Raw genomic sequence first — 17,247 nt, forward strand, 5'->3', positions numbered from 1 at the left:
GAAGACAATGACTCCTAACTCCTAACTCCTAACTCCTAACTCCTAATTCAGCACGGGCTAACAGCACTCTCAAAAGGATGACTCAGGTGGAAAATTCGATTTCTCAATCTGTTGAGTTGAAGCCAGAAAAAGCTGTGCAACTTGACAATTTGCTACATTTACTTATCGAACTCAAAATTATCGAATCACCTGAGCAATCTTTTTCTTTATTAGCATTAGAAACTGATCATAAAAGTGAGTATATTCCAGAAGAAATTGAATTACTGCAACTTCCTCCAGTGACATTAGAAGTATGTGAAGCTTATTTAGAGTCTGATTTTAATTTTCCTCAAGATATATCTAATTACTCACAAACTACTCAAGAAGAATTAGAAGAATCTATTGAAATATTTGCAGAATTTGAGGAAAAGTTAGACAACTCAGAGGATGCATTGCAAAAATTACGGGAGATATTGGTCGGATATCAACTATCAGAAATAGATAATATTACAGCTAAACTCGAACAAAAATTAACAAAAATAGAACATCAAATTTACGACCCTAAAGAGCTAATAAATCTACTCCTACCGTGGATTTCTGAGCTTTTAAGGCTGACGATTACAGAGTCGAGAGAGGAAATTGTCGAGATAATTGCTCCTATTATCGATCGGGCTATCCGCAGTCGCACTGAACAAGATAAAATTAGCATGAGTAGAGCGATCGCACCTGTAATTCCTCTAGCTATTTCCCAACAGATTATTATCGCTCCAGAAGAAATTTCAGATGCGATCGCTCCGGCGATGGGACGAGCCATAAAAAAGCAAATTGAAATTGAACAGAATATTGTGGTAGATGCACTCTACCCAATTATTGGTAGTACCATAGCTAAGTATATGGCAGAGACAATCCGTGCTATTAACCGACAAGTTGAAGAAACCCTTAGCGTTGAAGGCGTTAAACGTAAAATTCGTGCCAAGCTACAGGGAGTTTCAGAAGCAGAATTAATTCTTAAAGAAGCTCTGCCATTTACAATTCAAGCTATTTTCTTGATTCATAAAACATCTGGTTTAGTTATCTCAGATATTCAGCACTCTGATGTAGAGCAGCTAGAGGCTGAAATGATCGCAGGAATGCTGACAGCAATTCGTAGCTTTGCTAATGATTGCATCAATCAATCTGGAAGCATGACAGAATTAGATGCAATTGAATACGGGACATCCAAAATAATTTTAGAAGTTGCAGGATACTGTTATTTAGCGATTGTTGTACGAGGAGAACCAAGCAAAAAATTTATTTGGAAAATGCGGCAAGTCTTCAGCACCATTGTTAAACAATATGGTAATTTAATTGAAAAATTTGACGGCGACCCAGATTTAATTCCTATGGAAGTTCAGACACTTCTAGAAGAACTGAAAAATACAGGTATTCAGGAGACAAAGAAAACAAAAATATCACCGCTACTGATATTGGGCTTAACAGTTATCAGCAGCATTTTCATTCCTTGGGGCATTTGGCAATACCGTAGTGGAGTTATATATTCCATTGAAAATCAAACTTCGTTGGCTCTAACTTCTGTTCCAGAACTAGCCGTATATCGGCTCACTGTACAAGTAGAACACAATAAATTAAAATTAACAGGACGATTACCTAATCAACTTCTTCGCCAGAAAGCCGAGCAAATTGTTAAAATAACCTCTCCTAATTGGTTGATTGACAATCAAATTTTATTAGTAGAATTACCCGCAGACCCTGTATTAGCTGCTGCTGAAGTCAAACGAGTTACAGCAGTTTTAAATCAGACTGACGATATAGCAATTTCCGCTCAATACATCGCTGGTAAAGTAGCTGTTGAAGGAACTGTCAACCGAATTGCAGATGCTCAGATTATTGCTAATGCATTTGAACAAATTCCAGGCGTAAAATCTGTGTCTAGCGCGGTGCGAGTAGAACCTCCACAGATTGAAGTTCGATTTTACTTTCAACCCGACTCAGCGAGTTTAATGAAAGCAGATTTAGTGTACAAGGTTCAACAGGTCAAGTTTTTCCTCAATCAGCACCCAAATAAGCATTTAAAAATCATTGGTTATAGTGACCGTAATGGCGAGAACAAATCTCAAAAATTGGCACTGGCGCGAGCAAAGCCTGTACAACAAGCACTGATTAAATTAGGTATTGAGCCATCTCGCCTACAGGTCATTGGGAGGACAAACTTACCACCAGGAATTGATGTAACTCAACCCTTATGGTTAAGCCGCTGTGTCGCTCTAGAACCGATAAACAAGCAATTTTAAGTTTATAGTAGCTATGATTCCGATAAAACATTCTCTACTTTTGTCCAACTATGTCTACAATCTCTAAAAAAATATGCTTATTTGGTGATTTTGGTGTTGGTAAAACTAGTCTAATTCGCCAATTTGTAGAGTGTCAGTTTAGTGATGAATACCTTTCAACTGTAGGAGTAAAAATATCTCGTAAATTGGTTAGTATTTCCGAAAAAGACCTACTTAATGAAAAAAACTTACAGTTGATAATTTGGGATATTGAAGGTAGTAATAAGTTTAAGGCAGTCGCTAAAAATTATTTTCAAGGTTCTAAAGGTGCTGTGATAGTCGGTGATGTGACACAAGCAGAAACGCTCCATCATATCCAAGAGCATATTCAAACTTTTTTAGCTGTTAATCCTAACAGCTATATTGTTGTTGCACTGAACAAATCAGATATGATTGCAGCCGAATATTTAGAAAAAATTCGTCAAATGTATCAATTCACCGCTCAAGCTAATATATTAGACACTTATGTAACTTCAGCTAAAACTGGTAATAATGTTGATAAAATATTTCAAGCTTTAGCCACTCGGTTAATTTAATTAAGATGAACTCCTTTTTAACAAACCTATTATCTGTATGTGGTATTGAATATTTGATAATTGATGAAAACTTGAATATTCTAGAGATGTCTTTGGGACTAAATCATTTTGCCGATATTTCTAATCAAGTGAAGCTAGGTCAGGATGTTCGGATTGTATTTCCCGAATTAGAGGGACTTGAGGATATTTTTGATGCAATTCGACAAGGAGAGCAAGATAATTTTGAATTAAAAGGAATTATGCGATCGCAAGATACAGCTTCTCCTTTATATATTGATATTCGTATTACTAATAATCTCCAAGAAGACCATTCTAGCAATCGACTAACCATTGTTATCGAAGATGCTACAGAACGGATGGTTCTTGAGCAATCTTTGTTTCAAGGTGCAAATGAAGCAAATCTTTTGCTACGTAACTTAAAGGCTTCTAAACAATATATTGACCAAATTGTGACATCAATGGCAGACGCATTGTTAGTGACAACACTATCAGGCGAGATAAAAAAAATAAATTACGCCGCACAACTTTTATTGCAATATAACGAGATAGAACTCATCGGACAACCGATCACAAAAGTTATTAAAGAAGTTAATAAATATCAATTTATAATTGGTGATATTGAAAGTATCGATATATCTGACAATCAAGACATAAATCCTTTAGTCAAAGAGGTAGAAACTGTTTGTTATACCAAAAGTGGTAAAACAATCCCCGTAGCTTTTTCATCTTCAATAGTAAAGACAGAAATTGAACATTTTCAAGGTTATGTTTACATTTTGCGAGACATGACTGAACGAAAACAGGCAGAAATTGCTAAACAGGAATTCTTAGCAATGATTAGCCATGAAGTTCGGACTCCGATCGCATCGGTAATTGGTATGGCCAGTTTGTTGCTATATACTGAATTGACTACTGAACAGCAAGATTTTGTTGAAACCATTTGCACCAGTGGAAATTCTTTACTAAAAATTATTAACGATTTTCTTGACTTCTCCAAAATACAATCAGGTAACTTGGAACTAGAAGAGGAGCCTTTTGGTTTGCGAAATTGCATTAATGAGGCTCTTTATATGCTTGCGCCTACAGCTAGAGAAAAAGGTTTAAAACTCACATTTTTAGATAGTCCTGAACTTCCTACTACGATTATGGGGGATATCACCAGACTGCGCCAAGTCTTGATTAATTTACTCAGTAATGCGATTAAATTTACCGAAACTGGAAGCATAGAAGTTTCAGTTACAACCCGCAAGAATAGCGATATTAATCATTCTTCGGCTGCAAATACTGACGAAATTCAGTTTAGTGTTAAAGATACAGGCATCGGAATTCCATGCGATCGCCTTGAACGTTTATTTAAAGCCTTCAGTCAAGTTAACTCCTCCATTACTCGACAGTATGGCGGTACTGGCTTAGGTCTTGCCATCTGCAAGCAACTGTGCGAGTTAATGGGTGGCAGAATTTGGGTTGAAAGTGAGTTTAGTGCAGGTAGTACATTTTACTTTACGATTGCCGCTTCTGTTATTGCAGATGAGTCAGGGGGAGCCAGTGTGGTCTTCTCCCAACAGGAGACGCTAAGGGCGATCGAGTCTCCACAAGTCGATCAACTGGCTCTCAAGAGTCAGGAGTTATTTTTATTGTCCCCGGATAAGAGCGTCCCCGCTTCCTCTTCCCCGTTTCCTGACTTCCATAAATTAAGAATTCTTTTAACTGAAGATAATCTGGTGAATCAGAAAATAGCCTTGAAGCAACTCAAAAGCCTGGGCTACAGTGCTGATATCGCTAATAATGGCAAAGAAGCGTTGCAGCTATTAGAAAAAATTCCTTACGATTTGATTCTGATGGATTGCCAAATGCCGATTCTTGACGGTTTAGAAACCACAAAACAAATTCATTGTTGGCAAGAAAGCAGCTTTGCTAGTGGTCGCCGTCCTGTGGTAATTGCAATGACAGCTAATGCGATGAAACAAGACCAACAAATGTGTCTAGATGCCGGAATGGATGACTATTTGAGTAAGCCAGTAATGAAAGAAAAATTGGCGGCGACGCTAGAGCATTGGGGAAGTGTGATATTCAGGGCAAAAGAAACAAATGCCACAGAGCAGACAGTTTCTACCACAGATGTCGGTTCAGTTGACCTGCCAATTGATTGGGAACGTTTGCATCAACTCTCAGAAAACAACCCAGAATTTGAATTGGAACTACTGCAAATGTTTGTTGAAGATATTCAACCTCGTCTAGAGGTAATTAAAATAGCGATCGCAGATCATGACTTTGAGCAAATAGCGCTCCAAGTCCATCAAATTAAAGGTTCTAGCGCTAATATGGGAATTACAACCATGCATCTGGCAGCAGAAAAACTAGAACAACTAGCTTACAACCAAGAGCGTCGAGGTACCACTAACTTAATCTTAGAGTTAGAAGAGTTTATTAAACGCATCCAAGAATTTATAATCAGGAGTCAGTAGTCATTATCTCCCCACTTTGAGAGGTTGTTTGAAAAGTCGAATTTATTACTCACCGGGCGACTAGAAGTCGCGGCTATACAGACAAAATCCACCTCCGTGGGTTAAAAACTCTTGATTTTGTATTAGTCCACGGAGGTGGACTAAGCTTTGTGTAGTAGCGAATTCTATTCGCCCAATACTTTGCAAACATCCTCTGAATTATAGGCATTTTTTGTAAGATTTACTAATAAATAAACAGTAACGATTATCTACTGTCGGCTCATAACTCAATTTGTCGGCAATGGCGGACATGATTTTTAAACCCCGCCCGCGCTCTTGATTGATATCCTCAAATTCAGATGTTTGGCGCAATTGCTGTTCTAAGTTAAATGGTTTGCCTTGAGACCAGATGCGAATTTCTATGTATTCATCTAACCGCACAGCTTCTATCTCAATCGGAGTTTCAATAGGTAAATTTTTGTGGGCATGTTCAACAATATTAGTAAAGCCTTCTATCATCAGTGTTTGACATTGCCACCAAGTTTGTTTATCGGGAATAGGTGGTTGATTCATCTGCTCGAACCAAGACAAAACTTGAGGTGAAGCTGTCAGGTCTGTGTTGACTTTGAGATAAATTTTCTTATTCACTTCTTAACTAATAAAATATTTTGAAATCATCATATTCGTTAATTAGTTTATTTAATTTGAGTATTTTTACTATACATTAAAAACTAAATTGCATATAACTTAAATTAAAGCAACTATTTACCGATCATTTTACTTAGAAAACTGTAATTTATGTTTAAAATTCTGGTTATTGATGATGACCCGACAGTACGAGCAGTGCTGAAAAGCACACTCCAAAGGCAGGGTTATGAGACTACTGTAGCTAGCAATGGCGAAGAAGGAATTATCCAAGCACAACTGCTACATCCGGCTCTGATTATCTGTGACTGGATGATGTCCCAGGTAGATGGGCTAGAAGTGTGTCGTCGAATTAGAACAGATCCAGACTTGGCAACTACTTTTTTTATTCTATTGACGGCTAGGGGAGCAGCTCGAGGAGAGGAGGAAGATAGAGTTAGGGGACTTGACGCTGGAGCAGATGAGTTTATCTCTAAACCAATAGAGATGAATGAATTGAAAGCACGAGTAAGAGCAGGACTAAGATTACACCAACTAAACCAGGATTTACAAAGTCAAAAGCAAGCTTTAGAGACACTAAATCAGGATTTGCAAACTCAAAAGCAAATTTTGGAAGCCGAATTGTCTGAGGCTGCTGATTATGTGCGATCGCTTTTACCCTCACCACTTGTAGGAGCAGTAACTACAGAAAATCTGTTTATTCCCTCAGCACAGCTAGGGGGTGATTGCTTCGACCATCATTGGATTGACGAAGATAATTTGGCAATTTATTTGTTGGATGTATCAGGTCATGGGGTGGGTTCAGCCCTCCTATCGGTATCGGTGTTGAATGTTTTGCGATCGCAATCTCTACCAAACACTAACTTTTGTCAACCAAGTGAAGTCCTGAAAGCACTCAATCATGCCTTCCAAATGAGCAAGCACGGTGATAAATACTTTACAATCTGGTATGGAGTTTATCACCGCCTTAAACGTCAACTCATTTATGCCAACGCTGGACATCCACCAGCTTTACTGTTATCTAATACCTCCATGAACAACATCGAAGTTAAACAGCTAACTTCTTTAGATTTACCAATTGGCTTTTTACCTGAAGTTGAATTTGAGTCTGCTGTTTTTCAGGTCGAACAAAACAGCACTTTATACATCTTTAGTGATGGTGCTTATGAAATTAATCAGTCAGATGGTAAGATTTGGGGGATCGATGCTTTCATTGACTTACTCACCAAATATAGTCAGAAAGATACCTGTAATCTCAATCAACTATTAGCGAAGATTCTCACCTTAAATCCTCAAGGTAATCTTGATGATGACTTATCTTTAGTAAAAGTTAACTTTGGTTAGGATAGTCAAATATGCATATTGAATTTTTGATTGCTTAACAGCTTATTGTGTTGCCAATACTTGGCGATTGAATTCATCTTGGTCAGCAAAAGTTTTAAAAATTCTATCCATTTTAGTCAGTTCAAACAACATCCTGACTTGATCGCTTATAGAACAAACAAACAGTTTACCATTAGCAATTCGTACCATTTGCATTGCTGATACTAAAGCACCTAAACCAGAGCTATCAATAAACTTTACTTCTTTCATGTCTATCAACAAAATGTCGGCTCCGTTTGCCAGAATATCGCTAACTTCTCGACGTAATTGATTACCTCTAATACCATCTAAGATTCCAGACATTTCTAGTACTTTTACCCTCAAACTCATGGTTTTATTTTCCGATTATTTGGTTTGAAAACTATGTATTTATATTTTGGCATTTACCTAATATAAACTGCAATAGATAAAGCAATGCTTTAGTGTTGCGTATGCAATTAGCTTTTGTTTACCACTTGCTGATTACTATTATTTGCTATCGCAGTAAAAAAGCTAGCATCAACCCATTACCCTATCTCTTAGTCCACTTTTGGAGGTTGCCAAACAGATGCGCGGACGATAGCCGACAAAAGTAATAAGTTATAGATAGCCCATGCACCATTAATTAGGTGAACTTCAGGATAATTCAGATAACCTGTTGCAAAGCGGTAAAGGCTCCATAATATTCCCAGGATAGTGAGGATAAAGACAACCACCTGTGGCCAAACCAGTCGGAGATAAATCCCAGATTGCCGTTGCTTAGGTGTGACTTGGAAATTGATTTTTTGTCCTGTGAATACACTCCATACGGCTTGGATTAATAAGGGAAATAAGGCGATGGCATATTGTTCAGAGCGCCAAAGTTCTGTTGCTGGAATGCCCCAAGTAGCTGCTATAAAGGTCAGACGGTTGAGAATAAAAGCTGGTAAAAAGTGTATAGCAAAGTCAGCCCCATAAGTTTTAACTGGAACAATATCCGTAAAAAAATAGATAATTGGACAACAAATAAAAACCAAAGTTGCAAAACCAGAGAAATAGCTATACATCGTCTTAAAATAGTGCAACCTTTGCCAAAAACTTAGCCCTGGTTTTGTGAGCGGATTTTCTCTTAGTAGCACTTGGATGGTTCCTTGTGCCCAACGTAGTCGCTGTTTAAGAGTAGAACTCAGGTCATCTGGTGCTAAACCTTCTGCTAGAAGTTCATTGTGATAAATAGATTTCCATCCAGCACCATGCAGACGCATTGCTGTATTCATATCTTCTGTAATACTGTTACTGGATAAGCCACCAATTAATTGAAATTCATCTAAACGTTTTTCATCTTTGGCAAACTCATCAGCAAAATGTTGTAGTCCAACACTAATCAATGCTTCCCGTCTGAGAATCGCATTAGTACCCGTGTAGAATGCAGCATTCATGCCATCTTTGCCTTGTTGAAGTGGCCCATAAAATAAATTTGCTCGATGTCCAAAAGGATCGCCCGGAGGAATATTATAAAAATCCTGGCGAGTCTGGACAAAAGCAATTTCATTATGGTCGTATTTCCCTATGAAAAGATTAAATGTATAAAAATAAGGTAAAACTCGTTTGATAAATTGGGGCTTGGGAATATGGTCAGCATCTAGGGTAAGAATAAACTGTCCTGAAGTTTCTCCAGAAAAAATCGCGTAATTGAGGTTCCCAGCTTTAGCGTGGTGGGGTACACCAGCTGGTTTAGGACGAGCAATGTAGCGAAAACGAGCGAGTTCAACTAGTTCCAGTTCTTTTTTGCGAATAGCTTCTTCTAAGGCTTTCCGTTCGATAATTAGGCGATCGCCTAGGGTCTTAAGAGGAGAATCGTTAATAGTATAATCTACCGGAGGTAGCCAAAGAATAAGCGATCGCAAACTTTGCACAAATCCAGCCACAGACTGGTTCACCAGTGATTCTGATGATGTTTGCAGCCATTGTTCAGCAGCTTGAGTATTAGGTGTCAGATTTTCCAGTTGCTTCAAACGCTCCAACAAACAAGAATGTTCTGCATCAATCCGTTCCGCTTCTAGCTGTAATTGTGGTGACTGCAAATCTTCAATACACAATCTTTCTGTCATCGCTCGCATATCAGCCGAGTTACCATCATCCAGCACATAAACGCGTAACTTTATTGGCGGATAATCCATTGCTAGGGCGGCTTTGGCAGTTTCTTCGACAATTTTCGGTGGCTCATTGTAACAGGTTACAAACACATCCACTGTTGGCCAGTCGGCTCTGGGTATAGTTGGGGTCATCTGGTCGAGAGACTTAATTTGTCTAACTAAAGGTCGCCATAACCCAATTACAAACATTACGCCACCGAAATAACTGTATATCTCTGCTATCAGCAAAGGAATAGAAATCCAGAGGGCATCAAAATTGATCGAATGGGTAATACGCCATTGCAAATACCAGATACCAAAAATTAAATTTATTTCTGCTAGATAACGAAATAACAGCGTTCTTTTTTTGAGCAATGAGCGGCTGTTACCAGAAAAGTTTGTAATAGAAACTGAAGTCATCTTAGTACCGATAGTTAATGTGTCTGTATCTCCATTAAAATAAGTATTCCCTAGTTAAATTTGTGACTAACAACCTTTTCTCGATCCAGCCAAAATTGGCGTTGCTGAATTGAGCGATGAATCTGGATGTAGAGACGTAGCACTGCTACGTCTCTATAAGGATTTTGATATTGGACTTATGCAAAACTACAGATAGTAGGGGCAATTCATGAATTGCCCCTACTATCTGAAACCCAGTAACTTCCAGAACTATCAGAAGTTAACTTGATTTGTTGTGTGGCGGTATTTGGTAGACCTCGCCCAGAATTTCCCTTGGTAACTGTCTGCCACCAAAGGGAGTTCATATTGGTAGTTGGACGAATTAAGGGTTGTCGATTTGTCACATTGTATAGTAAGGATTGCAAAATCACACTGTTGGTACTGCTGGTGAAACCAACTGCTGTTTTGCCGGTGGTTTCGTAGAAGCCCTCATAAAATCCAACTAATGGATTATATAAGTCAGTCGTTCCTTGCAGTAACTGTTGACTATACTTATTTTCTGGAAGCAGGGCATTATAGGCAAAAGCTACTGCTGTACTTACTAATCGCCCCTTTGGTACTGGTTGACCGTCATCTCCTAAAGCTACCCAAGACTCCCCTTGTCCAGTAATTGTACTATGGACAGTGTAAGGTTTACGATCAATCAAGGTGGTGGCTGAGGCTGTGAAGATGCCGGTGCGACGGTAACGTTCAGCTTGTGCTTGAAAAATTGGTTCAAAGAGCGATCGCATTTGTGGATCTAGTCCAAACTCCAGTGCATAGAGTACAAAAGGATTGCTAACTGTGTATTGGTTAACTTTGGAATTAGTATCTGTGCGATGGCGTTGAATTGGGACTTTCAAGCCCTCCACTGAGACAGTTTCATATTCACCCCCAACAGCAGAACGCTCAACATTAAACCCCCATAATTGAAAAGCACGAGCTGCATATTCTTCATAACCCAAGCGGATTTCTGGGTTAACGCGGGTCAGATATCGCCCTTCTTGCTCTTTGGTAACGGTAGCACTAGAAAGAATACCTTCACGGACTACGCGCAAGTATGACCAATCCAGTACAATTTTATCTACGGCAGCCGTGTATTCTGGATGACAGCTTTTTAAGTTGTAAAGCGCTGCCAGCATTCTACCTAAATCTAAAGCTGACCAACCGTTTCCTTCTGGAACTGGATTGCCACCATAATCGACTGGTTGCAGCGATCGCGTATCATAACTCCGACTCGGCAATTCCCCAGCAAATAACGGTAACTTTGTCAAGGCTGCTAACAGATGGCGGGTGCGCCCGTCAAATTCTTTGGGGGTAATTATATCGAGCGATCGCGCCGCATGGAGTGCTGCGAGATAATCTCCCAATCCCCAGAGGGTTGCACCTTTGAAATCACTGCGATCGTCTATCAGCCCACTCTTGGAGTGATAATTTGCTTGAAAGTATCGCCAAGCCGCCTCTGCATAGCGCCGTTCAATAAGCGTCAGTGGTCGATCTAGTTTCAGGTTAGATGATGGCTGGGGACTATCTACTGGTGGAATAGGTGCAACGGTCACTTCTATAACTTTAGAATTTTCCGCAGGGGTTGCGATCGGAGTAGAATTCGGTTGATTTGCAGGTGTTGCTAAAGAAGCATTTGCACTGGGCTTGCCAGTAGAATTCGGTTGATTTGAGGGTGTTGCTAAAGAAGCATTTGCACTAGGCTTGCCAGTAGACACACTTGCAGAAGTGGAAGCAATTAAAGGGTGATTTCCCCTAGATTTGTAGTATAAAATCTCCAGAATTAACCCATTAGTATTACCTGTCAAAGCTTTATTGGGTTGTTTTGATTCTTCATAGATACCAGCATAGTAACCGCTATCATCAGGACTGCGGAGATCCTTAACTGCATCAAAAACCTTTTGGGCATAAGCATTATCTGGAAATAGATAGTGCCAGCCAAAAGCAGCTTTTGTACTGATGCTGCGAAACTGTGGATAAGGTTGATTGGTATCCGTGATTGTTGCCCAGTTTGCACCGTTGGCGTAGACGGTGTTGTAAAGAAAATAAGGCACTTGGTCAATATTATCTTCTGTTACCGCAGTCAACTGACCTGTGGTATCAAAACGCCGTTTTTGCACATCTAAAACCCTGGCAGCAAAATCAGCTAACTCACCTTGCAAGCCAAATTCAATCCCCTCAAGGATATAAGACTCGCTAACAACATAATTATTAGCGTTGGTGCTTTGAAAGTCACGGGTATCAACAGGAATTTGCACACCATTAATTTCAACTAACTTAAACGGTTCTAAAGCAATAGCCTTGGGTGCTGAGAAACCCCAAAGTTGATAACCTCTAGCGCCGTATTCTTCGTAGCCGAGTCGTCCTTCTTGGACTAGTAACGTTTTGTTGTCAGGGAGAACAGTAGCGCCAAAAAGTTGTCCATCTTTGAGCGATCGCGCCACCTGCCACTTTGCTATAATTCCTTTGAGCCAGTCATTATATTGAGGATGACAGGTACGGATGACATCAAACGCAGCCAATATTCGCCCAACATCCAAAGCAGACCAGCCAAGACCACGCTCCACCGGATTGTTACCATAATCAACCATCTGTGCGGTGGCTGCATTATAGACTTTATTTGGTAAGGCATCTTCAAATAACTTCAGACTGCTAAGAGTCGTCAAAAACTTATTGAGGCGGTTATCAAAGTCTGCTTGATCGGTAAGATTCAACCAGCGTGCAGCATTCAATGCCATCAGGTAGTTACCCATATCCCAGAGTGTACCTGAAGGATAACCCCCAGTAGAATTGGTAAATCCCGTTGCTGGCTGATAATTTTTGACAAAATACTGCCAAGCCGCACGAGCATAAGTTTGTTCTTCAGATGTGAGCGGGGTTGTAATATTGCTACAGCTATTAGAATTTTGGGATAAGACTGGTGTCGGGATGTAAAACAAAAATTGCAGAAATGTTCCAATTAGGAACAATGCAATCCATCTCAACAGCTTTTGTTGAGGTAGTTTGTATATCATAATTCAAAGAAAGAGTTAGGACTTAGCAACGTCATATCACATCTGTACAGCTATATTCATAAATAGAGATGTATTGAATGAGTCAAGTAGCGCTAGTAAATGATATTCGGAAAAATTCTGGAAATCAGGGTGAATTATACGGAAATTTTCTATACTGTTTCCTTAAACTGGGTCTGTATACGGAAGAAGTTTGTATTTTGCCCAAAAAGAGATTTTATAGAGAAAATTTCTTTCTATATATATGACGAATTGGGTAAATAAACAGGCAATTTTTGGTATAATTCTAGCATTTAATAAGAGTTATACAAATATAGTCGGTGCAGACCGACTTTGCCTTGATAACAGCGATTTCAACTGCCCTTGGCTAAAGATTTGTCAGTCAACCAAGCTCAGGGGTTTTATGTACTTACCCAAGATAAAGTGATGGCATGTAATGCACAAGCAAAAAGACTCTCCTAGCCAGCAGTTAGAATCAGCTCGTTCCAAAATTCTTAATTCCTACCTTACAACAATTGAAGATAGTTTTCGAGAAAACCGTTCCCAACTCAAACTCATCAATTATGGTACAGGTTCAGGAAAGACTCATCAATTGTTTCAAGCAATATATAAAACGATTGAAGATCATCCAAATATTCAAATAATCGGCATATATGTTGCCCCATTGAGAGAACATTTATGTGTTCCAACTCCAGTTGCAAGCCAATACCCAGATATTCCCGTCTATAAACTAAATTCATTAGAAATGAAAACGACGGATGAGTTCATCAAATTATACAAACAATGGATACCTTCAATCCTCAACAACAAAACTTTCTGGAAGATCGATTCAAAAGTATATCCTCATGAAAAGGTTCAGGAAAGCCGTCAAAAACTTGAGAAAATAAAAGATGTCATAAACCGCCTTGAATTCGTCAAAAAAACAGGTTTTGGGGATGATAAATTTAATGATTCTGAGGAGAAGAAAGCAAAACGTGAACTGAATAATTTATTTGAAAGTTTTTTAGAATTCCTCATTAAATGTAAATTGGATCAAGGAAGTTGGCCAAATGAATGTTTAAAGTTGATTGAAATATTTTTTCCACTGCATCTTCTGCGAGAGAAATCTGGTATTTTGATGCTAACTTATGATAAATTTGAAACGTCTATTCCATACTTTAAGCATAATGAGAAAACATGGGTAAAGAAAAGCAGCCATCTTGATAAATACGTTATTCAGGAAACAACCAACTCCGTAAAGTTTATCCTTGCCTTTGATGAGCAGGAAGATGGCTATCAAATTATGCTAGACAAGAAGATTGATATCATCTCCCCTCAAATGCTGGCAATCAATAATGCACTCTCATCTATCAATAGGGAATTTTCTATTATCTTTTCAACCCAAAACAATGAAAACAGAGAATTCCTAAATTTTATTGAGAAAAATAAGGGAGCTTTACACGAATTTAAAGAACACTTTGAAAAAGGCAAACCTCTTGAAGTAAAACTGCAAAAGTATGCAGACATATATCAAAAGCTTATTTTTGATGAAGGTAACTCTATCAATTTTTTGGAACAGGTAATAACGATTAAAAAAGGACTTGAAAACTCACTGAAAGAAATTATTGGGATTTTTGATGATTATGATGAAGAGAATCCCATTGTATTGTATTTTGAAATGTTATCCAGAGTTTTTTCAAAATTCGAGAATAATAGAAGTTTGTTGATTCCTCAGAAGCTTTACAACAAAATCAGTGATGAGTTGATGAATATTTTTTCATATAACAACCTATACATCTACAACATCGAACCTCTAAAAAAATTATTTTTAACCAGACCTTCCGGTGGGCACGTTCGTATCACTGAGGAAAAAGTTTCAGATAATACCTCTGTAGCAGAACTAATTTATGCCATTCTGGCTGTTCGATCGCAAATCAAACCCATCAAAGATTTTCTGGCTAATGTCTTGGATGCTGAAGATTCTCAATCCCGTTCTTTAGATATTTGGTCAAAACAGATAGCCAGAGTCCAAAAAGCGAGTGAAGAAAGCATATCGCAAAATCAACTGCTCAAATACTTAAACCGTGCCTATGTCTATGAAAGTTATAAGTCTATTATAAATATTAAAGAAATTTCTCGTTATCAAAATCCCAAAAATAATCTGATTGCTGACCAACTTAGAGAAGTTTCTATTGGTAGTACTGCTATATTGACTTCGCCTGAACACAAGATAAATTCCATGTTAAATAATAACAGCAATGTGATTTTTATTATTTCAGCAACTGGGGGAATTCTGGGGGATTTAAGCACAAGTTATGATATGCGTTATTTAGAAGACAATTTGCGTAATGAATCTGGTCAAAGTTCCTTCAAGACAATGGTTGAAGAAGAAATCTTGCTTTGTGAAGAAATCAGAGATCAGCGTGAGGCAAAGCGACAGATTACAGTAAATTTTTTCAACGAAGATTTATCATCTTTCCCAAACAACGAAACTAAAGAAGTTACAGAACGATTTGAAAAAAAGATTTTAAAAGACTTTATCGATTCTTCTAAGAATAATGGTACTTGGTTTAGTAATTACAAGATACAAGAACTAAACAATTTTATTCGTTTCTTCTTTTACCTTTTTGAAGATGACTCAATTCAAGAAACAATTGCTTTTACTCAAACTCTACGCTGGATTAAAAGCTTGATAAATTATTGGAAGACAGTTCATTCTGCTAACTTTCTATTTAAGGCATCATCAGAACACCCAAACATATATTATGTCCAGGTGAAGCATCAAAAATATCAGAGTAATATTTGTATTAAACTCATTTTATATGAAGCATCCTTCAATAGTCTTTACTCCGATAAAACAACTCAGAAAACATATTTGGATGAGCTTGTTGAAGAAGAAGGGCAGAAGATTTTCTTTATATCGGCTTATCAGTCAGCTTCCAAAGGATTAAATCCTATCATAAGGAACCATAACGGTGATGAAAAAGATTTCGACTCTTTGGTTTTGTTAATGGACAGTTATTATACAGTAATGAAACCGTCACAGAAGAAGTCAATAGATTATGAAAAATCTACTACACTTTACCATTTTGCATTGATGAAAAGTATTGTAAATTTGGGTGAATCTAATATTGAAATCAAAGATTTCAACAAATACCTGAGCCAACCGGAAGCTGGAGCATTTCGAGAGCAGCAACACCAAATTTTATTAGGCAAACAAATTTTACAGGCTATCGGTAGGTCTGAGAGACGTGATTTTCCAAACCAAGTGGTAAAAATTTTCGTTAATCAAGAAACCGGAAAAAATTTAGTGAATTTTTACAGATACCTGGAGCAGGAAGAGTCCAATGAAATTCGTAAATTTTCCGTTAACAACCACAAAGTTTACTTAAGTGTTCAAGAGGAAGAGAAGAAACGAGCGATTAATGATTATGATGAGCATGTCTATCATGAGACTAATGCTTCTCTGCATTTCCAAACTTTTAGAGAAAAAATGTTAGATGAGATTCATAATTTTCACCAAGATAAAAACGCCTTTGCCATCACAAAAATGTGGGATACTTTACGCGATCCAGTTGTTTTTAAAGAGCCAGACAGGTATCTGAAAAAGTTACGAGAGTTAAAACTATTTCCTGATGATTTTATTGAGTCATTATTTTATCACAACCCGGAACAACCTGAGTTTACCCCATATTCAGCTTCAGAGGAGGAAGATGGCAAAAAGTTCCAGATTATCAGCGATAGCATCAATGGTGAAAAAATCTATCCTTACCAGAAGCGGTTATATCCTGAATATCTAAAAACAAATGCCCAAGGCTATGACTTGGAAGGCAATGAAATTGGATCGCTAGATCCTTCGACTGATTTAATCTACAAATTATACAACAAGTTGATTCCACAACCAGAAATTTTTAATACTTATATTCCGCGTCCACATTTTTTTTACGATGTGTTGTACCCATCACTAACTGAAAATTTTACAGAATGCTGGATTAAAGATGTAGTTTTCAAAGGCAAGGAGTGGAAAGCCATAAAAATCATTTATGGTTTTGAGCAATTGCTAGATTTCAAAAAATATAACAAGCTGTATGAGCGGTTTGATTTGTACTATATCAAGGACAATACGCTATTTTGTATTGATGTTAAGGCATGGAGTATAGCTTCGGGAAATCGCCTTTCAAACAAAACACTGGAAAAAAGCCAAAATAAGCTAAATGCCATTCTTTCAGATTATCCAAAATTTAGCGCCGTGAGAGGGTTACTTCTAAATTTGCACGCAACCCAAGAAAAAAGTCACCAATACTCACCAACATTATTTTCTGGAAATTTGATTTACTTTGATAGCCAAAGTTTCCCCGTTGAATCCAATATACTCAAAGACTTTTTGTTCTCCAAGGAGAAATAAA

9 protein-coding genes are annotated in these 17,247 nt (G+C 38.0%); 5 read left to right on the forward strand and 4 right to left on the reverse strand.

From position 1 onward, the window contains the following. Nucleotides 1–77 precede the first annotated feature (77 nt). From V7K62_RS21225 to V7K62_RS21235, 3 genes are all read left to right on the forward strand, one after another. Nucleotides 78–2,270, forward strand: coding sequence for an OmpA family protein (locus tag V7K62_RS21225; RefSeq protein WP_334867506.1), 2,193 nt, complete (start codon nt 78–80; stop codon nt 2,268–2,270). Nucleotides 2,271–2,320: 50 nt separating this feature from the next. Then, nucleotides 2,321–2,845, forward strand: coding sequence for a Rab family GTPase (locus V7K62_RS21230; protein ID WP_334867508.1), 525 nt, complete (start codon nt 2,321–2,323; stop codon nt 2,843–2,845). Between the two features lie 356 nt (nt 2,846–3,201). Beyond that, entirely contained in the window at nt 3,202–5,310 is a 2,109-nt protein-coding gene (locus V7K62_RS21235; protein WP_442937320.1) for an ATP-binding protein, read from the forward strand. Between the two features lie 198 nt (nt 5,311–5,508). Here V7K62_RS21235 and V7K62_RS21240 read toward each other — a convergent pair whose 3' ends face one another. After that, nucleotides 5,509–5,937 (reverse strand): ATP-binding protein, encoded by a 429-nt coding sequence (locus V7K62_RS21240; protein WP_334867512.1) that lies wholly within the window; start codon nt 5,935–5,937, stop codon nt 5,509–5,511. 150 nt (nt 5,938–6,087) lie between these two features. On the opposite strand from V7K62_RS21240, the gene V7K62_RS21245 reads away from it, so the two are divergent. Then, on the forward strand, nt 6,088–7,278 hold the full coding sequence (locus V7K62_RS21245; protein WP_334867513.1) for a SpoIIE family protein phosphatase: 1,191 nt from the start codon (nt 6,088–6,090) through the stop codon (nt 7,276–7,278). Between the two features lie 42 nt (nt 7,279–7,320). Here V7K62_RS21245 and V7K62_RS21250 read toward each other — a convergent pair whose 3' ends face one another. From V7K62_RS21250 to V7K62_RS21260, 3 genes are all read right to left on the reverse strand, one after another. Then, on the reverse strand, nt 7,321–7,647 hold the full coding sequence (locus V7K62_RS21250) for an STAS domain-containing protein (RefSeq protein ID WP_334867515.1): 327 nt from the start codon (nt 7,645–7,647) through the stop codon (nt 7,321–7,323). A 188-nt stretch (nt 7,648–7,835) separates the two neighbouring features. Continuing rightward, entirely contained in the window at nt 7,836–9,830 is a 1,995-nt protein-coding gene (locus V7K62_RS21255; RefSeq protein WP_334867517.1) for a glycosyltransferase, read from the reverse strand. Nucleotides 9,831–10,036: 206 nt separating this feature from the next. After that, nucleotides 10,037–12,865: a DUF3131 domain-containing protein gene (locus V7K62_RS21260; protein WP_334867519.1), complete on the reverse strand. Its 2,829-nt coding sequence runs from the start codon at nt 12,863–12,865 to the stop codon at nt 10,037–10,039. Between the two features lie 433 nt (nt 12,866–13,298). On the opposite strand from V7K62_RS21260, the gene V7K62_RS21265 reads away from it, so the two are divergent. Beyond that, nucleotides 13,299–17,246 (forward strand): hypothetical protein, encoded by a 3,948-nt coding sequence (locus V7K62_RS21265; RefSeq protein ID WP_334867521.1) that lies wholly within the window; start codon nt 13,299–13,301, stop codon nt 17,244–17,246. Nucleotide 17,247: the final 1 nt, after the last annotated feature.

This window comes from Nostoc sp. (assembly GCF_036917935.1).
Taxonomy (GTDB): domain Bacteria; phylum Cyanobacteriota; class Cyanobacteriia; order Cyanobacteriales; family Nostocaceae; genus Nostoc.